The sequence below is a fragment of the Nostoc commune NIES-4072 genome, assembly GCF_003113895.1.
Classification (GTDB): domain Bacteria; phylum Cyanobacteriota; class Cyanobacteriia; order Cyanobacteriales; family Nostocaceae; genus Nostoc; species Nostoc commune.
The window spans coordinates 4906270-4930535 of the sequence record NZ_BDUD01000001.1; the positions used below are offsets into that span (position 1 = coordinate 4906270).

The 24266-nt window shown below is 41.2% G+C and carries 16 protein-coding genes and 2 pseudogenes; 10 read left to right on the forward strand and 8 right to left on the reverse strand.

From position 1 onward, the window contains the following. Nucleotides 1-181 precede the first annotated feature (181 nt). Nucleotides 182-3523 carry a DNA polymerase III subunit gamma/tau gene (gene dnaX, locus CDC33_RS21825; RefSeq protein WP_109010642.1) on the forward strand — a complete coding sequence of 1114 codons (3342 nt, stop codon included), beginning with the start codon at nucleotides 182-184 and terminating at the stop codon, nucleotides 3521-3523. Between the two features lie 65 nt (nucleotides 3524-3588). Here dnaX and CDC33_RS21830 read toward each other — a convergent pair whose 3' ends face one another. Then, nucleotides 3589-4995: a glycosyltransferase family 2 protein gene (locus CDC33_RS21830; RefSeq protein WP_109010643.1), complete on the reverse strand. Its 1407-nt coding sequence runs from the start codon at nucleotides 4993-4995 to the stop codon at nucleotides 3589-3591. Nucleotides 4996-5611: 616 nt separating this feature from the next. On the opposite strand from CDC33_RS21830, the gene ebsA reads away from it, so the two are divergent. Continuing rightward, a complete protein-coding gene (gene ebsA, locus CDC33_RS21835; protein ID WP_109010645.1) occupies nucleotides 5612-5992 on the forward strand; it encodes a type IV pilus biogenesis protein EbsA in 381 nt (126 codons plus the stop codon). A 929-nt stretch (nucleotides 5993-6921) separates the two neighbouring features. Here the strand turns inward: ebsA and CDC33_RS21845 are convergent. Then, on the reverse strand, nucleotides 6922-8010 hold the full coding sequence (locus CDC33_RS21845) for an aromatic ring-hydroxylating dioxygenase subunit alpha (RefSeq protein ID WP_109010648.1): 1089 nt from the start codon (nucleotides 8008-8010) through the stop codon (nucleotides 6922-6924). A gap of 44 nt (nucleotides 8011-8054) precedes the next feature. Here CDC33_RS21845 and CDC33_RS38990 point away from each other — a divergent pair, with 44 nt between their 5' ends. Both CDC33_RS38990 and CDC33_RS21850 read left to right on the forward strand, forming a co-directional pair. Next, complete coding sequence (locus CDC33_RS38990; RefSeq protein WP_181374102.1) at nucleotides 8055-8195, forward strand: hypothetical protein; 141 nt, start codon at nucleotides 8055-8057, stop codon at nucleotides 8193-8195. 163 nt (nucleotides 8196-8358) lie between these two features. Further along, nucleotides 8359-8793 (forward strand): heavy metal-responsive transcriptional regulator, encoded by a 435-nt coding sequence (locus CDC33_RS21850; RefSeq protein ID WP_109010649.1) that lies wholly within the window; start codon nucleotides 8359-8361, stop codon nucleotides 8791-8793. A 173-nt stretch (nucleotides 8794-8966) separates the two neighbouring features. On the opposite strand, the gene CDC33_RS21855 is transcribed toward CDC33_RS21850, so the two are convergent. The 3 genes from CDC33_RS21855 to CDC33_RS21865 all read right to left on the reverse strand — a co-directional run bounded on the left by CDC33_RS21855 (nucleotide 8967) and on the right by CDC33_RS21865 (nucleotide 11844). Continuing rightward, the gene (locus CDC33_RS21855; RefSeq protein WP_109010650.1) at nucleotides 8967-9194 is read right to left on the reverse strand and encodes a hypothetical protein; all 228 of its coding nucleotides are present in this window, start codon (nucleotides 9192-9194) and stop codon (nucleotides 8967-8969) included. A 19-nt stretch (nucleotides 9195-9213) separates the two neighbouring features. Further along, nucleotides 9214-11541 carry a heavy metal translocating P-type ATPase gene (locus CDC33_RS21860; RefSeq protein WP_109010652.1) on the reverse strand — a complete coding sequence of 776 codons (2328 nt, stop codon included), beginning with the start codon at nucleotides 11539-11541 and terminating at the stop codon, nucleotides 9214-9216. 108 nt (nucleotides 11542-11649) lie between these two features. Continuing rightward, a complete protein-coding gene (locus CDC33_RS21865; protein ID WP_100898972.1) occupies nucleotides 11650-11844 on the reverse strand; it encodes a heavy-metal-associated domain-containing protein in 195 nt (64 codons plus the stop codon). A gap of 555 nt (nucleotides 11845-12399) precedes the next feature. Here CDC33_RS21865 and CDC33_RS40610 point away from each other — a divergent pair. Then, nucleotides 12400-12567: pseudogene (locus CDC33_RS40610) on the forward strand (RtcB family protein); the annotation flags it as partial. 1798 nt (nucleotides 12568-14365) lie between these two features. On the opposite strand, the gene CDC33_RS21875 reads toward CDC33_RS40610, so the two are convergent. Further along, entirely contained in the window at nucleotides 14366-15490 is a 1125-nt protein-coding gene (locus CDC33_RS21875; RefSeq protein WP_109010653.1) for a hybrid sensor histidine kinase/response regulator, read from the reverse strand. A 36-nt stretch (nucleotides 15491-15526) separates the two neighbouring features. Further along, a complete protein-coding gene (locus CDC33_RS21880) occupies nucleotides 15527-16858 on the reverse strand; it encodes an ATP-binding response regulator (RefSeq protein WP_109010655.1) in 1332 nt (443 codons plus the stop codon). Nucleotides 16859-17393: 535 nt separating this feature from the next. On the opposite strand from CDC33_RS21880, the gene CDC33_RS38995 reads away from it, so the two are divergent. Beyond that, nucleotides 17394-17546: a hypothetical protein gene (locus CDC33_RS38995; RefSeq protein ID WP_181374103.1), complete on the forward strand. Its 153-nt coding sequence runs from the start codon at nucleotides 17394-17396 to the stop codon at nucleotides 17544-17546. A gap of 420 nt (nucleotides 17547-17966) precedes the next feature. Further along, nucleotides 17967-18692: a response regulator transcription factor gene (locus CDC33_RS21885; RefSeq protein WP_109010656.1), complete on the forward strand. Its 726-nt coding sequence runs from the start codon at nucleotides 17967-17969 to the stop codon at nucleotides 18690-18692. Between the two features lie 96 nt (nucleotides 18693-18788). Here the strand turns inward: CDC33_RS21885 and CDC33_RS21890 are convergent, their stop codons facing one another. Continuing rightward, complete coding sequence (locus tag CDC33_RS21890) at nucleotides 18789-20150, reverse strand: lipid-A-disaccharide synthase-related protein (protein WP_109010658.1); 1362 nt, start codon at nucleotides 20148-20150, stop codon at nucleotides 18789-18791. Between the two features lie 428 nt (nucleotides 20151-20578). Between CDC33_RS21890 and CDC33_RS21895 the strand changes: the two genes are divergently transcribed. The 3 genes and pseudogenes from CDC33_RS21895 (at nucleotide 20579) to CDC33_RS21905 (ending at nucleotide 24036) form a co-directional block, all read left to right on the forward strand. Further along, nucleotides 20579-21292, forward strand: a complete 714-nt coding sequence (locus tag CDC33_RS21895) for a type 1 glutamine amidotransferase domain-containing protein (protein WP_109012667.1) — start codon at nucleotides 20579-20581, stop codon at nucleotides 21290-21292. 86 nt (nucleotides 21293-21378) lie between these two features. Further along, nucleotides 21379-21642: pseudogene (locus CDC33_RS21900) on the forward strand (BamA/TamA family outer membrane protein); the annotation flags it as partial. Between the two features lie 756 nt (nucleotides 21643-22398). Next, nucleotides 22399-24036, forward strand: a complete 1638-nt coding sequence (locus CDC33_RS21905) for a serine/threonine protein kinase (protein ID WP_109010659.1) — start codon at nucleotides 22399-22401, stop codon at nucleotides 24034-24036. Nucleotides 24037-24266: the final 230 nt, after the last annotated feature.

Genomic DNA, 24266 nt, shown 5'->3' on the forward strand with positions numbered 1-24266 from the left:
TAGTAGAAGATAAGCTTTGGTTACTTGCTTTCCTGAGTGCCAAAATTAACGGCATTAGTTGAGGGCGGTAGCTCTGGCAATATGTACAAACCAAGCAGGTACAAGAGTCTAAAATAATTGAATCCTAAACTCGACTCGGTGCTACTAATTAACTTTGAAAGGCATTGAAGTCTATATTTCCATGTCTTACGAACCCCTGCACCACAAATATCGCCCCAAGAGTTTTGCTGAACTAGTGGGCCAAGAGGCGATCGCTACCACCCTCACGAATGCGATCGGCACATCCAAAATCGCCCCCGCCTATTTATTCACTGGGCCAAGAGGTACGGGGAAAACTTCTAGTGCCCGGATTCTGGCTAAATCTCTTAATTGTCTCAAAAGTGACAAGCCTACTGCTGAACCCTGCGGCGTGTGTGAAGTTTGTCAGGGGATCACCAAGGGCTACGCCTTAGACATAATTGAAATCGATGCTGCTAGTAACACTGGTGTCGATAATATCCGCGAGTTGATTGAAAAAGCTCAGTTTGCTCCTGTGCAGTGTCGCTATAAGGTTTATGTAATCGATGAATGCTTAACTGGAGATTCTCTGGTTTTGACTGATGAGGGATTTCAAAGAATTGATGATCCCAAAATTAAAGATAAGAAGGTTCTGAGCTACAACGACTTATTAAGTAAGTGGGAATTCAAGAAAGTTGTTAGGTGGTTAGATCAAGGAGAACGGCAAACCCTGGTTATCAAGACAACCAACCGAGAAATTAGATGTACGGGTAATCACTTAATTAGGACAAACCAGGGATGGCTACAAGCAAAGGACGTAAAAGAAGGAGTGAAGATACTATCCCCTGTCAATGTGGATGCGGCATCCTCATTTACAAATTTGGTATCGACGGACGTACCCGGAGATTTGTTAGCGGACACCAGTTTAAAGGCAATACATCTAGGCAAAAATCATACGACCTGGAATCTATCCTTAAACAAGCTGAATTACTCCGACCTTTCTGTGCCTGCGGGTGTGGAGAAAAGCTCGATATCCCAACCTTTTTACAAAAAAAAGGCCGAGGAATCATCAGCATCCAGTCTCGCTGGGAAAAACATCCATATAAAAAAGGACACGGAATCTGGAAACTTAGAACAGAAAAGTTCCTTGCAGATGCGGCAGTTATCCAGCCAAATGCACTTGGACTTATCTACGGAACCTTACTTGGAGATTGCTCTATCAGTTATCCCAATAAATACAGCAGATTCCCCAGATTGTGTTGGACACACGCAGAAAAACAGCAAGAATGGTTGGAATACAAAGCCTATCGCCTTCAAGAATTGCGTCCAAAACTGCGAATTACAGCTAACAAAGGATACGGAAACATATCAGTTACCTGTAACACAGCTTGTCATCCCCAACTCAAAGATGTCTTTGACATCGTTAAGCCAAATAGGGATAAAAAGCTCGTCTCTATGGACTGGCTTAATCGAATTACCCCAGAAGGGCTTGCTTGGTGGTACATGGATGATGGCTCACTCAGTCTCAGTCCACAAGGAAGTCCACAAATTCAATTGCATACAGAAGGATTCTCTGGCGCAGAAAATCAACTTATCGCCAGTTGGCTTACAGCAATGGGATATTCAGCCGCAACAAAGTTTTATACCAGAAGTAGTACAGACAAAACATACCACTACATCCAGATGGGCGCAAGCACCAGTAGACAATGGCTGGCAGACCTTAAACAATATTCCATCTCCGCGATGGATTACAAGTTTGGAGACAGTCGAATCTGTTCACCTCGCTGGGGTTGAGCGAGTTTATGACATTGAAGTAGCAGATAATCATAATTTTGTGGCAAATGGACTTTTAGTGCATAATTGCCACATGCTCAGTACCCAGGCATTCAACGCGTTACTAAAAACATTAGAAGAACCACCCAGACACGTAGTTTTTGTGTTGGCGACAACAGACCCGCAACGGGTGTTACCAACGATTATTTCACGCTGTCAAAGGTTTGATTTTAGACGCATTCAGTTAGAGGCGATGGTAAAGCATTTAAGTGCGATCGCTTCTTTTGAAAACATTCATATTTCACCCGATGCTGTCACCCTGGTAGCCCAACTTTCTCAAGGAGGGTTACGAGATGCCGAAAGTTTGCTCGATCAATTAGGTTTATTAGCAGGTGTTGTGACACCGGATCGAGTTTGGGATTTAGTGGGGACAGTAAGCGAACAGGATTTGCTGGCGCTTTTAAATGCGATCGCTCAAGATAAACCCGAAGCAGTTCTAGACTGTACCCACTACATTCTAGATCGTGGTCGAGAACCGCTAACTCTTCTGCAAAATCTCGCCGCCTTCTACCGGGATTTACTCATTGCTAAAACCGCACCCAATCGCCACGATTTGGTTGCTTGTACTCAGCAAACCTGGACAGCGCTGATTGAGTTTGCTCAATACTTCGATATGAGCGTGATTTTGGCAGGACAAAAACACTTGCGAGAAGCTGAAGTGCAAATTAAAAATACCACCCAGCCGCGTTTGTGGTTGGAAGTAACATTACTAGGATTGTTACCCAGTGCGACGAATATTCAGCCACAAGCCCCAAGTGTCATGCAGCGAGTTAACACACCTGCTGTATCTCCAAGCTATTCTCCAGCAGTTACCCAAAATGTCTCTTCTTTACCAATAGCTGAACCGCAAAAAAATCATAATTCTGCAAACAATCATGTAGCGGCTGCCCAAAATCAGTCTGTTACTTCATCTTCTCCAGTTGAACGGCAAACAAATCACAATTCGGCTGCTAACTCAGTTTCACCACCAATCCCAGAACCGGAATCTGTACCCGTTCCACCTACGAACGTTGAACCAGTAACTTCAGAAGTTGTTGAAGAAGCAGAATACGACTTAACTCAAGTTTGGCAACAGGTGCTTGCTAACCTCCAGCCAAAATCAAGGCAAGAAATGCTGCGTCAAATGAGCCAACTCATCGAGTTCGATGGTGTTGTGGCTCGAATTGCTATCAAACAGGCATGGTATGACAAGGGAAAATCTTATCTACCGATGATTACGGCAGCTTTCCAGCAGACTTTCCAGCGTGAAATCCAGATAAATATAGAAAAAGGAACTTCTTCAAACTCTACCTCAGCCAAAAAAAATTCTCTCCCAAAAGATTCTACTCGCCCTCAGCAGCCACCAACTCCCAGTTATAACCAGCAAATTTCGCCTCCAGCACCAGTACCACAGCCAGCAACTCCACCACCAGCACCATTAAAAACCGATTCAGCAGCAAGTAACGGAAATGGGGCAAATAGAAATGGTGTAAATGGAAATGGGGTGAATGTTCATGGGGTGCAAACTTCACCTGTGCCGCCAAAGCAAACACCCGTACCTGATTGGGAACCTGACGAAGTAGCGATCGCAGCTCAACGTCTAGCAGAATTTTTCAACGGACAAATTATCCGTTTTGCAGATGATTTCCCAGAATTCTCCGATTCTGTGGCTACACCTGAGTGGGTAGAGGAAGCAGAGGTGGATGATGAATAAAAAAATGCAAAATTACCAAAAATAATTTTGCATTTTTAATTTTTAATTTTTAATTCCTAAAGGAGCTATTCCCCATTCCCAGTATGTAAAGTTTTCACCCATTTTAGCCGCTTTGGTCTTACCGACATGCGGGCAGTAGTACTGCTCATAACGACTAACCAGTGCAACATATATAAACTGCCACGCAGGGTTTGCACCAGCATCAGAAAATATGTAGAAGGTGAAAATTTCTGATCTTGACGGATGCGCCTTAAACCTGTAAGCATCCCTACCATCGACATAGAAATGGACAAGCCTGTGATGGGGCTTAACATGGGTGGACGATGACGAGCAATCGCCATTAATAAATCTGGGACTGTTGCTGTGGGTAAGATATACATAATCAGCATAAAAATCAGCAAATCCCAGCTTTTGCGCGCTCCCATCCGGTTTTTGAGAATTAAATCCCAATAATCTAAATAGCGTTGATAACCGCCTTCTGCCCAACGGTTGCGCTGATGCCAAAGTGCGATCGCACTTGTCACTCCTTCTTCTTGCACTGCTGGATGGAAAACACACTCAATATCCCACTTATCCAAATGTAAGCGGATTGTCAAATCCAAATCATCGGTAATGGTTTCTTCATTCCAGCCACCGCAGCTTTCCAAGGCTGAACGCCTGACAAATTGACCATTGCCGCGCAGTTCGCCAATGCCACCAAGGGCAGTTCGCTGTTGCTGAAACCAAGTATCAAGTGCCATTTCGGCCATTTGACCCTTAGTCCAAAAGTTTGTTTTAGCGTTGGCGATCGCTTTTCGCACCTGCACCGCCCCCACCTTTTCTCTTTGAAATAAAGGTATTACCTGTTGCAGTAAATCTGGTGTTACTTGGGCATCAGCATCAAATACTGCTATAATATCGCCCTTTGTCAGAGGCAATACCTGATTTAACGCCCCCGATTTGCCACCAGTAGCTTCTGCTGAACGCCTTAATACTTTCAGTTGCTCGTGTTTCTGTTGAAGTTCTGCTAATAAACGTGGTGTGCTATCACTGCTGTGATCGTCAATTATCCATACTTCGTATTGCCCACCTGGATATTCCAGATTACAAAGATTTTTAACTAATTTAGCAATTACCGCTTCCTCATTTTTCGCAGCTACTAATACAGATACAGAGGGTAAATCTCCCTGTATTTCTTTTGGATAACGACGGGATTTAGTAAACACTACCACCAAGGCATGAAATCCTAGAATGGTGGTCAGTCCTAGAATAAATATAGAAGCCCAAGAAACTAAATGTAGAGCGATCGTGCTACTCCAGACGATAGTCAAGACTAGAGCCGCTTTGCGTCTACGACCTTGAAACCGGGGTGTTAGAGACACAGGATCTGTCTCTAATACTGACTCCTCATTTGCTGATAGGTCAGACAATAAGGAGTTGAGCGGATCAAGCTCTTGATAAGAATCTTCTTCGGGCCAGGAATTCGCTGGCATAGGTTAGGTTGCTTGATTCAAAAACCAGTATTTGTCTACAGTTAGTAATTTTACGGACAAATATCCCTAATCTACTTTTCCCGATATTAATCGGAATGGGCAAACTGCAATACCCGCTATCCCTAAGCCAAAAGCCGGTGGGACTACCTTTGTTGTCACCGCTACTTTGCGTAATTACCTCGCATTAACCACCTTTGCTACTCTTAGACAGAGGCTTGATTCCTTTGATAGCCATTTAGCTAGGAAGCTTGTAGAGTGGGAATTTCTTCAATGAGAACTCCGATTTGGGCAAAGTAATAACAAGGTAACAACAGCTGGTTGTTGGGAGAAACAGCAATAATAACATCCACCACTTTACAGTGGGGATTTTAGTGTTATCTTCCCTAACGTCGATAAAAGTTAGTGCAGCCCTATTCTAACCGAAATTTTAATATTTCTTAGCAGTAACTTCATTTTTGGGCATAGAACAGAAGAGGCAGAGGATCAGTGGGAAGGGTGCAGAGGAGAGAAACTTTCTTCCTGCTTTCACACTCCCCATTCATCACTATGTGCTTTAGATACATCTTTTGGGAATACTACTAACATCCACTAATATCCCCAGTTGGCATATTTAACAATGTCTATTGACCAACTCCAACTCCAACCTGCCACTCAACAACAAGCCAGTGTTTATTTACCTTATATTCAGGGCACTAAACGCAATTTTTTACCTCTTGCCATTAGCCTTTATCAAAAAGGGGTCTTGGAGGGACACCGAAAGATAGAAGCCAGTGAACATGTTCCCTTTGTTGCCTCTTGGAATGTTGCGACTTTACCCTCAGACTTAACCCGTTGCCGAATCCAGTTTGATGGCAATGCTGACCTGAGTTACGAACTGATGATGGCTAGTTTCGAGTTTATTAATTTTTTAATTGAAGTTATGGATAACTATAAACGTCATCGTGCGACCGATTTTTCACAACCGTTTTATCGCAAACTACTGCGTATAGACGATTGATTAACATTTCCCCGAAAGATTTACCTGCTCTACCTCCTGCGATTTTTTAGTTCCATCGAACTCACGTTATTTATGACTCTAGGTTTTCAAGTAGTTGAAGTAGGGTTAGCTTCTAGCTCTGTATTAACTATAGGATTACTATTTGATTTTTGAACAAAATTAGGTGTTGTAGAGTGTGTTAGAACGGAGTTCGTAACGCACTATTATCAAGGGTTTGATGCGTTACGCTGTCGCTAACACATCCTACGGATATTTTCAGAAATCAAACCGGATTCCTATACCATACACACATTAGATGGCACGATGGCGATCGCAACAAAAACTAGAGGGAGCATCCACTTTCGGCGGATCTACTTTTTTAGATGAACCATATAGTAGGGTTTTAGGAGTATCAAAGTTATGTTTCTTCCAAAAGTGGATGCTCCCAAACTAGACGCACTTCAGGCGAAGAGGCAAAACTGGCACATCTTAGCAATAAACTGGATCAAATTGAGTCTGCATTGCAATTATAAGGCTATGTAAATATACAGTTATTTGACTGATGCAAATCAGGATTTCCTAACCTAGAAAATAAGGAAAACATAGATATTAAGTTAATTCGTGTTTGTTTATACTATTTCAAATTTTTGTAATGGTTATACTCATGACTTAGGTTCTACCTGGGAATTAGGAAGTGGCTTTGCCACTTCTTTTTATTTATTTTCTAGCCCAGTAAAAAATAAATTAAAAGTTCAAAATAATTTTGTTGAACTTTTATTAATTGTTATACCATTTGACAAAATACCTGCTATATCCACATTTTAGGGACGTACATCTGTACGCCCCTAAAGCCGATTCATTTGTTGCAAAGATTGTTGACAATGCTATGATTTCGTGTGCATTTAATTGATCGACCAGCCTGATGGAATTCTGGGCACATAGACATGATCTTAATCATTGCTCATTTTATCTTGCCATCTCTCACGCTTAGGCTTGCTCTCCACATCGCGCGATCGCGCTTCTTGCCAAGTTCCCCACATTAGGGATTGCTGTTTTTCAACATGGTTAATGAACTGCATGATTGGCTGATCTACTTTGAGGGGAGTTTTGAAATCGAACTTAATTGTTTGGACAATCTTAATATCACCCATAAGAAAGAACTTACCTGCAATCTTAGTCAGCCATAACACAACTCGATTGCTTAACCAACCAAAAAATCCTTTACGTTTCTTAGTAAGCAATAAGATTTGTCCTTCAGCTTTTCCGCCTTCGTGGAGGCGAACTGCAAACATCATGTGGACATGGAAGAAATCGGGGCCAAGCGTCACAATGACAATGCTCCCGTACCAATAGCAAACACTGTAAGTTATGGCCTTTTTGTAGAAAAGACGAATGAGCTTAATGAAAAAGGGATTGTCTTTGATAGGTGTAATATTACTGAAAATAATTGCATTTTCGTTCAGTTCCTGTCCGTCAAAAATAATTTCTATTGGTAGTTCGTGAACTGTATTAAAGTGTTGAGCATCAATCGCATTAATCATCACCACACTGGGGTGACAGTTCATTAAAAAGTGAGAATGGATAGCGACATCACACTCTTCTTGTTCCAATTCTGGAACAAAAGGTAGAGGTTGTTGTGGGATTTCTCCAGTCCAAACCCAAATCATCCCGTACTTCTCAGCAGTGGGCCAAGTTTGTAATTTCAAGGAAAGCGGTGTATCTAAACATGGAATATCAATACACATTCCTTCAGCATCAAACTTCCAGTGGTGGAAAAAACAACGTAGTGCATTACCCTCAACTTTTCCTTCAGCAAGGTGAGCGCCCATGTGTGGACAGTAGGCATCAAAGGTAGCCACTCTTTTGTCTTTACCACGGTAAATCACTAGTTCTCTGCCCAAAATCGTGACAGGTTTTACTTGACCTACCCGCAGATTTCGAGAGGGTATTATCCAATACCATCCCTCAATAAAATGCTCTGGATTATTGAAGTTTTTAGGTTTACGGCTTGAGCTAAAAGTCTGCGAGTTGAGATTCATTTTTATGGTTTCACTTGAGGTGAAGCTGTTAATCTAGAAGTAACATGAGAACTAGAATAAAACAGTTACTTTCAGTACCAGGACAAACAGTTACCCAATCAATGGAGCAAATTAGAGAAACAAAATATCGAGTTAAGTTTCTTGAAAATGTTAAAATTATGCTAGCTAAATCTCAGACTATGTAAGCTAAAATCCATTAAAAATAGATATTTGAAAAATCACAACTTAGTAATATCTCTAATTAGATCAAAATTTCAACTACTGACGCTAACATTTTGCTAAACTCTCAAATGAGTTGATAAATAGAAAAATATGTAATAATAATTACAATAGTTGGGAAAATATGCCGTGTTAACTCAGGAAACAAAACTGCTTTTAATTGGTCAGGTAAGAGATATAAGCAAAATCCCCATTAGAACAATTCGCTATTACGAGAGTTTAGGCTTAATTAAATCATCAAAACGAACAGAGGGAGGCTTCCGCCAGTTTTCATTGGATGTGCTGACTCGTTTAGCGTTCATTAAAAGGGCACAAAATCTTGGTCTTAGCTTAGAGGAGATTGGAAATATTCTTCAGGTGTATGACCAAGGACAAACTCCTTGTGGTGAAATTCAAGAAAAGCTCGAAGAGAAGCTCTTGCAAATTGATCATCAAATTGATCAGTTGTTAACTTTACGATCTGAAATAAAGGGATTACTTTCAGGCTGGAAGAATACGGGCGGACAGCATGAAGATACAATTTGTCCGATCATTCAAAACACTAGTACCGCAGCGCGGAATTAAATAATTTATAATTCGTAATAGTTTTTAGTGTTTGTAGTAAGCACTTTAGTGTTTATAAAATAAGGGCTAAAGTCCTTACTACGAAATTGTTTATCCATCAATTTAAACTTGAAAAAATGCTAGGCAAGGCGGAATTAAAAATTAAAAAATCAAGCAATTTTTTTGTTCCTCATCTAGGACTCAGGACTTTTATAAAGAAGAAACCACCACAACTCTAGTCCAATCAAGGCTAAACCTGCGATCGCAACTCCAACTTTCAACCCCAAAGGTTGCTCGATCCGGTGAAATTGGCTGTTTTGCTCTGGCGAGTGGGCTGGCATTTCTGCTAATGCTACACGTGATGTTCCAGCGAGAAGCACTAAAGCTGTAAGGCTTCCCCAAAGCATTTTTTTACTGAACATTTCCGAAATTATCCTGAAATTATGAGATAGTTTTTGGTTGAAAGTTACGCAATCTGAGGGCATTGCTAACAACAGAGAGCGAAGAAAGAGCCATCGCAGCCCCGGCGATAATTGGATTGAGTAACCAACCAAAGATGGGGAACAAAATTCCAGCCGCAATGGGAATACCAATAACGTTGTAAATAAAGGCAAAGAAGAGATTTTGCCTGATATTGTTGATGGTGGCGCGACTAAGTTGAATTGCTGTGACAATTCCTTGCAAATCGCCAGAAATGAGGGTGATATCACTAGCTGCGATCGCTACATCTGTTCCCGTCCCAATAGCAATTCCCACATCAGCTTGTGCTAGGGCTGGGGCATCATTTATACCATCGCCTACCATTGCAACAAGGGATTGGGGATTGGGTACTGGGTATTGGGTATTGGGAAGAATTTTCCCTAGTCCCCAGTCCCTAGTCCCCAGTCCCCCTTTCTGAAGAGATTGGATAATCGCTGCTTTTTGATCTGGGCGGACTTCGGCAAAGATTCGCTGGATGCCAACTTGTCTTGCGATCGCATCAGCAGTTTTACGATTATCTCCGGTAAGCATTACTACTTCTAAACCTAACTTCTGTAAGGCTTTCACTACTGCTGTTGAGGAAGGTTTGAGGGCATCGGCAATACCCATTACCCCTTGTAGTTCGCCATCTACAGCAATCAAAATTACTGTTTTACCAGCCGCTTCCCAGTCATCTTTATACTGCTGGAGACTTACGGTGTTAATTCCAAGTTCTGTTAACCAGCGTTGTGTACCAATTTGCACAAGCTGATTTGAAACAACTCCTTGAACACCACTACCTGCATTAGCCTGAAAGTTCTTTACTTCTGTTAAACTCACTTCTTGAGATTGGGCATATTTCACCACTGCTGCCGCTAAAGGATGCTCAGAATTATATTCTACCGTTGCTGCTAACTGTAAAAGCTTGATTTCATTACCATTAGCTGTGCCATTGATAGTTACAAAGTCTGTAACAGTGGGTTTACCCTGAGTCAAAGTGCCAGTTTTATCTAGAACGATGGTTTGAATTTTGTGTGCTAGTTCTAAACTGTCCGCGCCTTTAATCAAAATGCCATTTTCTGCACCTTTGCCTGTCCCCACCATTACAGAAGTGGGGGTAGCTAAACCCAAAGCACAGGGACAAGCGATAATTAATACACCTACCGTTGTCATTGTTGCTAGGGTAAGGTTGCCAGTGAAATTAAACCAAATGACGAAAGTGGCGATTGCGATCGCAATCACAGCTGGTACAAACCATCCTGTAACTTGATCTGCCAAACGCTGAATTGGTGCTTTAGAACCCTGTGCTTGTTGCACTAGTTTGACAATTTGAGCCAAAAACGTATCATTTCCGACTCGTGTCACCCGGAACTGAAACGCACCCGCACCGTTAATTGTCGCCCCAATCACCTCATCTCCTGGCTGCTTTTTGACTGGCAAACTTTCACCCGTCACCATCGCTTCATCTACTGTCGAAGCACCTGTAATCACTTCACCATCTACAGGAATCTTTTCACCAGGACGCACCAAAATCACATCATTAATTCTGACTTCGGCGATGGGAAGATCAATTTCTATTCCATTACGGATGACTCTGGCATCTTTAGCTTGCAATCCGATGAGTTTGCGGATGGCTTCAGAAGTTTGTCCCCTAGCGCGATTTTCCAGCAACCGTCCTAATAAAATTAAGGTAATGACAATGGCTGCAACTTCATAATAAACATGAGGTATCAAGCCCTGAACAATAAAAAATTTCGGGAAAACAGTGACAAACAAAGAATATAGATACGCTGCACTTGTACCCAAAGCAATTAATGTGTCCATCGTTGCTGTATGGCGCTTGAGGGATTTCCAGCCATTGCGGTAAAAAGATCCACCACACCAGAAGACGACGGGAGTTGTCAGCACTAACTGTATCCAAGGATTTTGTAAGAAGCTTGGAATTAAGGGCAAGTTCAACCCAGTCATCATGGGCAACGACCCTAAAAATAGGAAAATGCTGATAATACCTCCCACTGTTACCTTGAGGGAGAGTTCGCTCTGTAATGCTTGCCTACTAGCTTTCTCTGCATCATCTTCTTCGGTGAGCAATTCTTCTTGGAGTGAGTAAGAAGAGTATCCCGCAGATGCGATCGCACTTTGGATTTTCTCTAAATTGGTTAGAGAGCGATCGTACTTGATGGCAACTTGTTCTGCTCCAAAGTTAACGTTGCAGTCCTTTACCCCAGGAACAGAGCGAATTGCCTTTTCGATGTTGTTGGCGCAAGCAGCGCAACTCATGCCTCGAAGTTTGAGTGTGAGAGTATCCATGCTGGGTATTGGGTATTAGGAATTGGGAATTAGAGATTGGGGATTAGGGACTCGTTCATTCACTTCAAAACTTCAAATCTCCAGTACCCAGCCCCCAATCCCCTTTCTTTAAGCAACTGGATAGCCAGCAGCAGCTAATGCTTCCTTAATTGCTGTTTCTGATGCTTGAGTTTCTACACTGACAAGCTTGGTTGTTGGATCAGCCTGAACGCTAGCATTGGCATCGACAGCCTGAAGTGCTTTGGTGATGGTGCTTGCACAAGCAGAACAAGCCATGTTAGGAACTGTGAGTTGGAGAGTCATAGATTTACGGGATAGAGTGGATGACTGAGGGAAATCTGTCAACAGTCAGAAATAACTAGTTGAGAGTCGCCTTGAATTTATCCTAGACTCTCTAGCCGGCTGGAGAGTCTAGAGAATTTTAAAAGTTTTTCGCTAAACTTCAAATTTCTTTACAGGTGTAGTACATCAACTGCTAAAAATACAAAACACTACAAGAGACTTGTTTTCTAATGTGTGTTATTAAGGCTATATAACCCATTGTTTTTCCTATAATTCTGGGAAAACGACCGTCCGCACCACTTGAGACGCGGCTGCTGAACCAAGTCTCCTCAATACGGTTCGGTTAAAGGGCAAAGGGAAAAGGGGAAAGGTTTTCAATACATCCTTTACCCTTTACCCCTTACCCTTTCCCCAGACCACAAGGAAAGTGAAAAATGCTTATCCGAACCGTATTGGAAGTGCAGCGAGTTGATAAAGTTGAAAATCGCCCACTTGCGCACGCTTGCAGAGTGCGCGAGGGACAGCTAGCTTTTATGATTCACTCTCAACCGCAGAGGTGCATCTCAAAGTGAGGCGGAACTGGGATTAATCGGAGTAGACTGCATCACCCTGCGTCAAGAGCGCCGAATTGAAGAAGCACCCTTTGCCTACAAACCGATTCAGTCTGTGATTGATGTGCAGGTTGAAGCAGAAATGGTAGACGTTGTGGCGCGGTTAAGTCCAGTGTTGACCTTTAAGGCGTAGCCCCTAAATAAAAAGCCCCTGGTCAACACCAGGGGTATCCATCTTTATTCCCTGATATCAGGATCGCATCTATGGAGCCATTGGAAATCCGGACGATGCAATTACCGCATAAAGTTGATGATTATTCTGCAACCAGCTAGTTATACCAATTCACGAAAATCTTGGTACATATAGTAGATTTATCGTAGGGGGATGGTATTGCCCATTGGTGTCAACTTAACGCGAAACGAGCGGTTAGAAATCGCTTTTGGGCGCATCCTAGTTTTTATTATTCGATGAAATATTAAAATTTAATATGTTATTGCGTTTGCAATGACGGAAGATTGTTACATTTTGCAAAAGTGGGATGCTCCCGATGCTTTTTCCTCTTCATTTGATCAGAAAAAAGGTTTAGCGCTCACCTAAACCTCTAGATATTTAGTACTTAGGCACAGTTCCCAAATTCATTTAAACTTACTTTCTAGCAGTTCATCTTGCTATAGACTGTATCCAAATATTCTGAAGATTTATAGATAATTACTTAATCAGTCATAATAAAAGGCTTGGATAAACCAAGCCTCTATATATACCAAGCATTTACTACACCAAGATTAATTTAGACTGATCCTTGTTTTAGTTCATCTTACTTTAGGCTGTATCTAAATATTCTAAAAGCTGATATAGCACTGGCTCCCTTTAAGAGATGACTTGAAGAGTCAATTTATCTCTATTCCGATGAGAGTTTATCTTTGACTTATCTGAGTTTTGCTAAAGAAAGACCCTGGAATAATATCCAGGGCACATACACGTTTTTCAGGCATTAACAGGCTGAATAATAACTTTGTAAAATAGTTATTTCTACTATCCATAGAATGATACGAATATTGAGCTATATATGCTACTAGTAGTTTTTTGTTGCTATAGGAATCCGGTTTGATTTCTGAAAATATACGTAGGATGTGTTAGCACGGAGAGTACGGCATCAAACTCGTGTTCATAGTGCGTTACGAACTCCGTTCTAACACACTCTACAATACTTAATTTCGTTCAAAAATCAAATAGTAATCCTATACGTCTATTTATAGATAGTATTTTATAAAACTAACTTGGTAGAGCTTGATGATATTTCTTATTCCTTTAGCATTAGACCAAATATTCCGTAATCTAATATTAACATAAAGTTAAATTCGGAGATCGCATAAGGATTACCCTAATAATTTATAGATTTTACTTGCTTGATATTACTCATAAAAAAGGCATGACTAAAAGCCACACCTCATAAATACCAGTGTTTTCCATAGTTATTTTAGAATTGCTTTTGTTTCAATTCATCTATCTATAATATGTTTAAAAAATAGTTATAGTCTTCAGTACCTACTAATAGAAATCCCTTAATAGGTCGGAGGCTAACAAGTCAGAAGATAATATGAAATTGGCTTATTTACTATGTTAGCACTTGCCTCACTTGCAAAAACACTTCAAAAGTTTGAATCTTCTTTAAAGAAGGATTGTGATAAGCAACACAAACTAACGCCCCTATAAGGTTTAATCCTTTTCATTATCCTCTTGTGGTCGTTTAGTAGCAGTAGGATTGACCACAGTTCCTTGGGCATCAAATGGGTAGCCACCACCTTCAGGGAGAATATCTTGCTTACTGTGAGATCAGTAGCAGTATAAATCTGTCCGTTATCATGGCTATGTTTGATGGAAGCGCTTTTATGGCTGGCATGACCGTTTGGTATGACTTTATCCTTAATTAGTGAATCTTCAATATTTAATCCAAAATTTAAAATCTAAAATCTAAAATTCAGTGAAGGACTTAAATGTTTTTAGGTAGTTGCATAGTGAACAAACTACCTTTACCTAGTTCAGATGTTACCTTAATAGTTCCTGCGTGCGCTTCTATAATCCGGTGGGATAGATGTAGCCCTAAACCACTACCTGAGCGTTTATGTTTGCCTTGGCGAAATCGCTCGAAAATTGTTGCCTGATCTTCGGGGGCAATCCCATATCCTGTATCTTGGATCTCGATTGTTACCGAATCTGTATTTTCTGAATTAAGTGGTGTTTCAAAAATGCGGATTGTGATGCCTCCTGTATCTGTAAATTTGATGGCATTTGCAATCAGGTTGTTTATCACTCGCCGTAGTTCCAAGCGATCGCCCATAATAATACCCGCATTTTTACCCTGTGGATCTAATTCACGGGTGTCTATTTTCAGAGTCAAACCTTTTTCACTAGTGAGAGGACTTAGTTCGCTGACTACTTCTTGAGATATCTCACGTAAATCGCATTCTTCCCAATTCAACGTTTTTTTACCTGCCTCGAACCGATAGACTTCAAGGAGGGTGTTTACCATGTCCATCAAATTTTGGTTACTGCGAATCATAACTGCGATCGCCTGTTTCATTTCCGGCGAAATTTTGCAGAATGTTTCCATTTCAAACAAATTCAACATGCGATCGGCCGCTACCAAAGGAGTTCGCAAATCATGAGTCAAACGAGAAACAAAGTCCTCCCGTTGGCGGGCCATTTTTTGTTGTTCGTCCAAACTGTGCTTAAGACGCAACAGCGATCGCACCCTCGCCAATAGTTCATCAGTATCAAATGGCTTACGAATGAAATCGTCAGCACCAGCATCTAAACCTTCGACAACACTAGATTCGTGAAAGGCAGTAATCAGCAGAATTGGAATATAACTAATTGCTGGGTTATTCCGAATCCGACGTGTGACTTCATAACCATCTATCCCTGGCATCATCACATCTAAAAGAATCAGATCGGGTGGAGCTTTTTCAACTTCCCGCAAAGCCTTTATTCCATCTGAAACCAAATGAATTTCATACCCCTCACTTTCTAAAATTGCTTGAACCAAAATGAGATTATCTGGAGTATCGTCAACTGCTAAGATGCGATAAATTTTATTATTTTCAACTACAGACATAATTTATCAACTTTTATCAGTTTTTTTGAAAGTAATTTATAGTTTAAATTTATGACATCCTATTGATGCTTGCCTAGCTTCATAAGATGAATGATGTGGATTTTTAGTAGACCCAAAAACCCGTTCGCCATCTACCTGTAGAGGTACATTGGCTCCTACAGGTGATAATGTAATTTGACGCGGCAATTCGATTTTAAAGGTTGAACCAACCCCTAATCTGCTCTCAAGAAATATTTTGCCGCCCATCATTCGCACTAGTGAATCTATAATTGCCAAACCCAAACCTGTACCTGGATATTTCCGAGTAAGAGTTTGATCGACTTGTCGAAATGCTTCAAAAATACGTTTAAAATCTTTGGATGCTATACCAATACCTGTATCCCGAACAATAATTGTGACTCGATTTGCAGGTAGTTCTTTAACTTCAACGCAAACTTCACCAGACTCTGTGAACTTAATAGCGTTGGAGAGCAGGTTAATTAAAATCTGTTTGACGCGAACTGGATCATTAAATACTAAAGGATTTTGCAGATCGATTTGCACTAACAATGAGAGGTTTTTGGCGTCAGCTAGGGAACGCATTTCATTTACAGCAAGATTTATTACCTTTGAAACATCAAAATTTTCTGCTTTTAAGTCTAATCGTCCTGTTTCCAGCTTGGAAAAGTCAAGAACTTCATTGACTAGCATCAGCAAATGTTTTCCATTATTCAAGATGCGCTCAACCATATCTGCTTGCTGGTGCGTTAGTTGACCGAACTTAGGACGCAGCAGTATTTGCGAAAAACCAATAATCGCATTCATCGGCGTTCTAAGTTCATGAGACATAGTTGCCAAAAAATGCGATTTTAGCACTGATGCTTCTGATAACTTGAAGTTTTGCATTTGCAGCTGTTGCTGTTGTCTCTCCAATTCTTGGTTCTTACGAATAAGTTGTTCATGACTTTCTCTAAGCTGGTCTTTTGCCAAAGCTACTTGTATTTCAGCCCGATAAACCCGAATCGCACTCCGCAAAACTTGTGCCAAGTTTTCTGGAGATATTCTAGACTTAGAGAGATAGTCTGTAGCACCAGTTTTTAATAATTGGGCAGCAGTTTGTTGATCTTCTTGATCAGTTAGGACTACTAAAGGAACTTTAATTTCCGAAGAACGTAACTGTTGAATTAAGGTTAGTCCATCCTGATCTAGTAAGCGATAGCCGAGGAAAACACAATCATAAGCAGTAGTGCTTAAAATAGAAAACGCATTATTGCCATCGGCTACTTCAGATAGTTCCATTTGAATACCTGCTTTAGTCAAGGCACAACGGACTGCAATCCGGTCTACTTCATCATCATCTACAACCAAAATTTTCAGCGTATCTTCCATCGGTTTTTATTTTTGCCGCTAAACATAGGTTGATGTATATTCCTGTTTTGAGATTATCTAACTATAAATATAAGATTTTCGGACATTTAGAATCTGTAACTTTATTAACTAAGGCATTTCGCACAATATTCAATACTTGTTGAGCTTTGCCATCATCTCTAGAAAGTTAAGGAAGGTCACATTGCTTTGAATTTAAAATTAAAAAATTAAAAATTATCATAAATAAATAAATTTAGAGGCTTGTGTCATGAGTCTGTTTCGGTAATTAACCAACCAAAAACTATTGGTCTTAAGCCAGCAAACATAGCTAATTTAAAGTAAAATAAAATACTTTTGCTTGGCTTAAAACAATTGTAATTGAGTCAGCAAGCGACCGTCGTCAGCCATTGGTGAGAGTTGCATAGCATTGTTGTGTACCATAAGCTTGAGTAGTTATACTTATAAGTTTGATTGTTGTATGTAGACAAAAGTAGCTTTTTATACCTATCTTGAATTTGAAGTAATCCTACCTCCTGAGATTTCGGCAATTTCCTTAATGATCGCTAGACCCGTGTTAGTATTTCTGTGGCGATCGCAGCCTTCCACATCCAGTGAAAAGTCACGCCAGCAAGCTTCCTACGAAGAACAACGAATTACTTTGCTGCTATTAATTCCACCAAATTTAACGTCGGCTAATTCTCTTCCATGAGGATACCCATCAGATGGATCAATCCACTGAATCCAAAGGTTTGGTTAAAAATCACTAGAAAGTATCGTTTACTTTCTTGTAAGATAATTTTTACCTTTTGTAATTTGTCCATTTTTGTAAGCTTTATACAAGATAATAGTAATTAACTAATGGAACATGGCAATTGAGAACTGAATTTTTTGCACGGAAGGAGCAATTTTGCATTAGCTTCAATCTTTCATACTTATTGTGCAAGTATCTATATATCTCTAGCTAGATTTATTCTCTATCTAAATGTTCAAGAATAGGAGGTTGATTATTTCTATCGGTGGATGCAGAGTGATTGAAAGATCATCTATCTTTAGATTGGGAAAATAAAAGATAGCGCTTACAAAAAGTAATACTTTGACAGATGCAAACAGCGTAAGAGCGAGTGTAGCGATGAATGAAATTAGCATTATTTTAATTGAAGATCATGACTTAACGCGAATGGGGCTACGAGCAGCATTACAGTCTCACAGCGCATTGAAAGTAATTGGCGAAGCAGCAAATGCTACCCAAGGATTAAAACTTTTAGAAACGGCAAAGCCAGATGTAGCAGTTGTAGATATCGGTTTGCCTGACATGGATGGCATTGAACTCACTCGTAAATTTAAACGCCACCAAGCTGAAACTGGGCAATCGTCAACCAAGATTTTGATCCTGACAATGGATCATACAGAAGATGCTGTACTTGCAGCCTTCGCGGCGGGTGCTGATTCTTATTACATGAAAGAAACAAGTATCAGTAAATTAACTGAGGCAATCCAAGCGACTCACGGCGGTAACTCTTGGATTGATCCGGCAATTGCCAACGTGGTATTGCGGAAGATGCGGCAAGGTATTCCTGGAGAGAGCCAAGGTTCTGATAAAACGCCGAAAACTGTAAAAATTGAGGCATTGGCGTCAGAATACGAGCAAGTTTTGGAAACATACCCCCTGACTCAACGAGAACTAGAAATCCTCGAATTGATTGTAGCTGGGTGTAGCAATGGGCAAATTGCCGAGAAACTCTACATTACAGTTGGTACTGTGAAGACCCATGTTCGTAATATTCTAAATAAACTATGTGCGGATGACCGTACCCAAGCTGCTGTAAGGGCTTTACGTTCTGGGTTGGTAGCGTAAGGGACTGGGGATGAGGAGCAGGGGGAGCAGGGGGAGCAGGGGGAGATGAGGGGACAAGGAAAATAACTATCCCAATGCCCAATGCCCAATGCCCAATCAAAATCGTTCCTGTAAACATTCTGCAATGCGTAGTGCTGCTCCGGGTTTACCCATGCGTCGTAGACCATTTTCGGCAATAATTTGCAAAATATCAGGATCTTTGAATAGAGACTGTACAACCTTCGCTACTTCTGCTGGCTGCTCAACTAAAATCAAAGATGAGCCTAGAAGACGACTTTGAGCTTCAGCAAAGCCACGGTTATATTGAGGCCCATTACCAGGAATCGCGATCGCAGGTTTTCCTAAACCGATAAACTGTTCTGTGGCTGTACCTGCCATAGCGATCGCTATGTCTCCCAAATGTAAGCAATCATTATAAGCTTTTTGTGTCAGCAGTAAGTATGCATTCCTTTGTTTAAATGTCAATACACTCGCATCAGCAATTTGGATAGGACATGCTGATTCAGTGCGCCAGCCTTGGGATTGGACACTTTGGGATAAAATATGAGAGTCTAAACCCGGAGCGATCGCACCTAAAAAGATCACTCTGTTAGAAGTATAGAAAATCGAATTTCGCTCCTGGAAACTTGCCATCAACGCAGATACAGCAATCATAATTGTTTCCCAGTTGGCGTATGCCTCTGGCGGACGGGAACCAGGAAGAAGAGTCACTACAAAAGGTCGAACTATCTCTTGTTGTTGGCTATCCTGACTATAAAATTGTTGGCGTGAAAAGGTCGGTTGCAGAGCATCCATCATAGGATTACCCAAATAAAAAGCTGGAATTGGCCATTGTTTTAATGTTTCCGTCGTCAGTGCATCTCTAAGAAACACCGCCTGACAACGGCGACGACTCATTAACCAACGTTCCCAAGGATGGTAAACTGAACCAGAAAAGTTTTCCCAACGCATATTTTTAGATTTCCGTGGTAATAATCCAGCTTCATCCCGCACATAATATTCAGATTTCGCCGTACCTACAAAAGCATAATTAGCGCCACTGAAAGTTGCAAACAACAGTGGCAAAATATCTCCCACCGCTAAAATCGCTCTTTTATGACCTAATTTTTTTTGAGAACTCACCCAACGACGAATAGCTTTTATCTGGGTAAGGGTAAGTTGTAATAAACCACCGCGTACATCCCGCGCTAATTGGCGGCCATCCATATAAATAAAGCCGCCAGAAGGCATAGTGCGGACTGAACCAATGAGGGGAATATCCAACTGTTGGTAAGCATGTCCTTCACCCACCAGAGGTAAAGCAAAGATTTCTGGTGGATTTAATTGTCGTTGGAGTTCTTGTAAAATCCGAACTGCAATGATATCTTCCCCATGACCATTACTTAATATAAGTAAGTGTAAAGGAGAAGTTGCAGCTTGAGAATTAGAGGTTAGGGATAATCGGGATACATTACTCATAGAATCTCGCAGTAAGTATTTTGAGTATCAAGCGATGCTGATATCATGCCATGAAGAGTGCCGAGTTCACCCACAAGGGTTAGCCACTGCGGCGCAAAGCTTTCTCGGCATAAAGCAAGTGGTGTCGGCACTTTTACCAAGTACAAAAATGCTGAGTATTTCTTAATTCACTCAGCACTCAGCACTGAGTTCTAGAAAAAGCACCCAGATTTTGATCACCCGCAACTTGGGTTAGTATAAAGCTATAGGAATTCTACTTGATTATTGTCAAATATACTGAGAGCTAAATCTTTATATAGTAAACTCTTAGCTCTTATGGTTTTTCAAAAATCAAATAGGAGTCCTATATCAGATAAACACAGGTAAACACAAACTCTCTGAGGGTTTATCTGATGCCAATCTTTGATTTAATAATGGGAAGTAACTTTATGTCTCAAAAGGTTCTAGTTGTTTTAACAAGCCATGACACCTTGGGGAACACAGGCAAAGAAACTGGATACTATTTGCCAGAAGTGAGCCACCCAGTCGCCGTTTTCGAGCGAGCTGGCTTGACTGTTGATTACGTCAGTCCCAAAGGTGGGAAAGCACCCATGATTGGAATTGATCTTAATGATCCAGCGAATGCTGCGTTTATCAACAACCCTGAGAAGATGGCAAAGGTGGAGAATACTTTGAACCCAAGTGAGGTTGATCCATCAGCTTATGATGCAATCTTCTATGCGGGTGGACATGGTACGATGTGGGATTTTGCTGACAATTCTCAGTTGGCTAGCATTGCAGCAAGCATCTACGAACGAGGTGGTGTAGTTTCTGCGGTGTGTCATGGCCCTGCTGGGTTGGTCAACATCCGACTTTCAAACAATGAGTATTTAGTAGCCGGAAAGAAAGTGTCTGTCTTCACCAATGAAGAAGAAACAGCAGCAGGATTAACCGATGTTGTACCCTTTCTGTTAGAAGCAAAGTTGATTGAGCGGGGTGCAACAGTAGATAAAGCACCGAACTTTCAGGCAAAAAGCGTGGTGAGCGATCGCTTGGTTACTGGACAAAACCCAGCCTCAGCAACAGGTGTTGCTGAAAAGGTCGTAGAACTTCTGAAACAGCAAAGTCCTAGCCTTACCTCAAGCCCAGGTTGGGCCGGATAGAAGAAAAAAGAGATAATATTTCTTTATTTTCACATAGGGGTAATTCATGAATTGCCCCTACAGGATTTACTTTTGCGTAAGTCCTAGTAGGGAGTGGTCGCAGTTATGTGTTAGCTTCCGCAGAATATCGCTTCCCCGTCTTACCAATCGTAGGGGGTGTATTATTTGCCGATTTTGCCTCAGACTTAGGCTCCGGTGATACTGTATTAGGAGATCCAGCAGGTGTGCGAGGCAAAGCAGGCTATGGTTTTGGTTATGGGACTGGAGTGCGCTTAAATTCACCACTAGGCTTAATTCGGGCTGACTATGGTATTAACGAACTTTGGGGGTTTAAGTCCCCAGCAAGATAGGCAGCACGTTTTGTGTCGGGGTCTAAATCCCCGTCACAAAACGTAATTGCGAATTGCGAATTGCGAATTGCGAATTGCGAATTGGTTTAATGACCAAGGAGAAAGCAAAGTGCATTTAGGGATAGGTCAGCGATTTTAAGAAAGTGAGCATTTAGAAGATTAATGCGGATTTAGCCAAAAACTGAAAAAAGAGAATTAATCTATTATTTCGTTTTTCGTCAGTGCATCCTTTGACTATAATTTACCCGCCTAATTAATTGTTTTGCTTGCTGTGCGTAATTTACCGCCGTAGGCATCGCTGTCTCTAATACTATTTTCAATTGCATTAAATTAATGCCTATTAATTGCTAATTGAAAGTGCTTAATTTATCCAAATAAACTCGTTGCACTTCGTCACTGTTCAAAAATCATCGATAAAAATATCCAAAATATGCTAATTATTAACTTACTAAAAATTACAAAATTGCTCTTTGGCATTGTAGCAAGTAACGTGTTATTTATCACATCAAAGGCGTGGAAGACGACAAATTGAGCCTGTTTCCTACTTCAGGATTTCTTGACTCTCGCGTTATCCTATAAAGATAAAACTGTTGTATTCATGGGGAGGTCTTTCTTACTTGGATTCCAACAACTAAATCATCCCGTAAGATAGACAGGCAAAAACCCTGCCCCATATCAAAAATATGGGAAAATTTTTTAGGAATCCCTCAAGACTCAGAACTCGCTACTTATCTGCTCACTCAGGACTCAGGATTTATGTTAGCAGGCACAATTTTGCAGGATGGAAAATATACCCTAATTCAAGAAATAGGGCGGGGTGGCTTTGGCATTACGTTTAAAGCTACGCATCACTACTTGGGCCACGAGGTGGTGATGAAAACCATCAATGAACGGCTGCGACAACATCCTGATTTTGCAAAATTTGAGCGCCAATTCCAAGATGAAGCCAGACGATTAGCGACGTGTATTCACCCAAATATAGTCCGGGTTAGTGATTTTTTTGTCGAGGCTGGACTACCTTACATGGTGATGGAATACATTCCTGGCGAAACCTTGGGAGACGCATTTGTATTACCAGGGATACCATTACCTGAAGCCACAGCAATTCATTACATCCGGCAAATTGGGGCAGCCTTGCAGGTAGTACATAACAATGGTTTGTTACATCGAGATGTAAAACCAGATAATATTATCCTTCGTGAAGGAACCCAGGAAGTAGTACTGATTGATTTTGGCATTGCCAGGGAATTTAATGGCAGTGTCAGGCAGACTCACACAGGTATGGTTTCTGAGGGTTATTCTCCCATTGAGCAGTATTTGACCCAAGCGCCGCGCACACCCGCCACGGATGTTTATGGTTTAGCGGCAACCTTGTATGCACTGTTGACAGCACAGGTTCCTATGCCAGCATTGTTGCGCGATCGCGAACAAATGCCTTCCCCCCGCGAATTACAACCACACTTAAGTGCTTCTGTCAACCAGGCCGTAATGCGCGGTATGGCCGTAGAGTCTCGTTTTCGGCCAGCGACAGTTGCTGAGTGGTTACAACTGCTACCTGGAAATGGGGTGAACATGACACCGCAAGCCTTAGCCACTTATGCAGTGCCAACTGTCAATTTATCTGCCCAGCAGGCAGTAACTTTAATTGGGAATGGGAAAACTTCTCAGAATCGCATTCATAAATCATCTGGGTTAGCGCAGCCCAACCCAGACATCGCCAAAAAAAATGTACTGGCAAAAAAACAGGGGTCATCTCAAATATTCATTGGTATAGGTGTAGCCTTGGTTGCTGCTACAGCAGGTTTTGGCATCACTAGCATCTTACCCAAATCTCAGCCGCAGCCAACCGCAAAACCGCTTTTTGAACAGCCAACTCAAGAACCACCTGCAAAAGTTCCTAGCTTAGAGAGTCGTGAAGAGACTAACACTACCTCAAGAAGCGAATCAGCACCTGCTTATAATTCCAAGCAGCGCCGGCGTAATCGTCGTTCTTCCCCAGAAGAAGCTCCCAATAGTCCTACAGAATCACAACGTGGCAATTCTGAGCAATCCGCACCTTCACCTAGCGTTTCGCCTACCCCCTCGCTAGTCGAAAAACTACGGGCTATTCGTTCATCTCGTAGTGCTTCTCCTGCACCACTACCAAAAAATAATTCACCCGCTTCTAATCAGAATTCTGCTTCTCCTCAACCGATAATTCCGTCAAATCCTGTAGTTATACCAACAGCGCCAGCGACAGAATCCAAACAATCAGAATTCAAACAGCCAGAATCCAAACATTCAAATCCTTCTGCGGTAGTAGTACCGACACTGGACAAGCAAAATTTACCGACTGATACTCAACCCCAGAACGATCAGAAATCTCAGGAAAAGCTACAAGATGACAATAATTAGTCAATTTTAAATTTTTTCTTAAATCTAAAATTTAAAATTCACAATCTAAAATTGAACGCCTCTTGCTAATACAAAAACATCTTTTTGTTTATTGTTTCATCTTTAGGTAAATTCCTTGTTTACTTCCGTCATCTGAAAAACTTCTCTCTAAATCTCTCTCTTTTTATGATAGATACTTTGGATTTTTGCCCTTAAAGGTCGGGAAGAGGTTAAGTTATTCGTGGGCTTTT

Coding starts and splice junctions, on each gene's coding strand:
- dnaX (WP_109010642.1), top strand. CDS start 182: ATGTCTTACGAACCCCTGCACCACAAATATCGCCCCAAGAGTTTTGCT.
- CDC33_RS21830 (WP_109010643.1), bottom strand. CDS start 4,995: ATGCCAGCGAATTCCTGGCCCGAAGAAGATTCTTATCAAGAGCTTGAT.
- ebsA (WP_109010645.1), top strand. CDS start 5,612: ATGTCTATTGACCAACTCCAACTCCAACCTGCCACTCAACAACAAGCC.
- CDC33_RS21845 (WP_109010648.1), bottom strand. CDS start 8,010: ATGAATCTCAACTCGCAGACTTTTAGCTCAAGCCGTAAACCTAAAAAC.
- CDC33_RS38990 (WP_181374102.1), top strand. CDS start 8,055: ATGAGAACTAGAATAAAACAGTTACTTTCAGTACCAGGACAAACAGTT.
- CDC33_RS21855 (WP_109010650.1), bottom strand. CDS start 9,194: ATGTTCAGTAAAAAAATGCTTTGGGGAAGCCTTACAGCTTTAGTGCTT.
- CDC33_RS21860 (WP_109010652.1), bottom strand. CDS start 11,541: ATGGATACTCTCACACTCAAACTTCGAGGCATGAGTTGCGCTGCTTGC.
- CDC33_RS21865 (WP_100898972.1), bottom strand. CDS start 11,844: ATGACTCTCCAACTCACAGTTCCTAACATGGCTTGTTCTGCTTGTGCA.
- CDC33_RS21875 (WP_109010653.1), bottom strand. CDS start 15,490: ATGTCTGTAGTTGAAAATAATAAAATTTATCGCATCTTAGCAGTTGAC.
- CDC33_RS21880 (WP_109010655.1), bottom strand. CDS start 16,858: ATGGAAGATACGCTGAAAATTTTGGTTGTAGATGATGATGAAGTAGAC.
- CDC33_RS38995 (WP_181374103.1), top strand. CDS start 17,394: ATGATCGCTAGACCCGTGTTAGTATTTCTGTGGCGATCGCAGCCTTCC.
- CDC33_RS21885 (WP_109010656.1), top strand. CDS start 17,967: ATGAATGAAATTAGCATTATTTTAATTGAAGATCATGACTTAACGCGA.
- CDC33_RS21890 (WP_109010658.1), bottom strand. CDS start 20,150: ATGAGTAATGTATCCCGATTATCCCTAACCTCTAATTCTCAAGCTGCA.
- CDC33_RS21895 (WP_109012667.1), top strand. CDS start 20,579: ATGTCTCAAAAGGTTCTAGTTGTTTTAACAAGCCATGACACCTTGGGG.
- CDC33_RS21905 (WP_109010659.1), top strand. CDS start 22,399: ATGTTAGCAGGCACAATTTTGCAGGATGGAAAATATACCCTAATTCAA.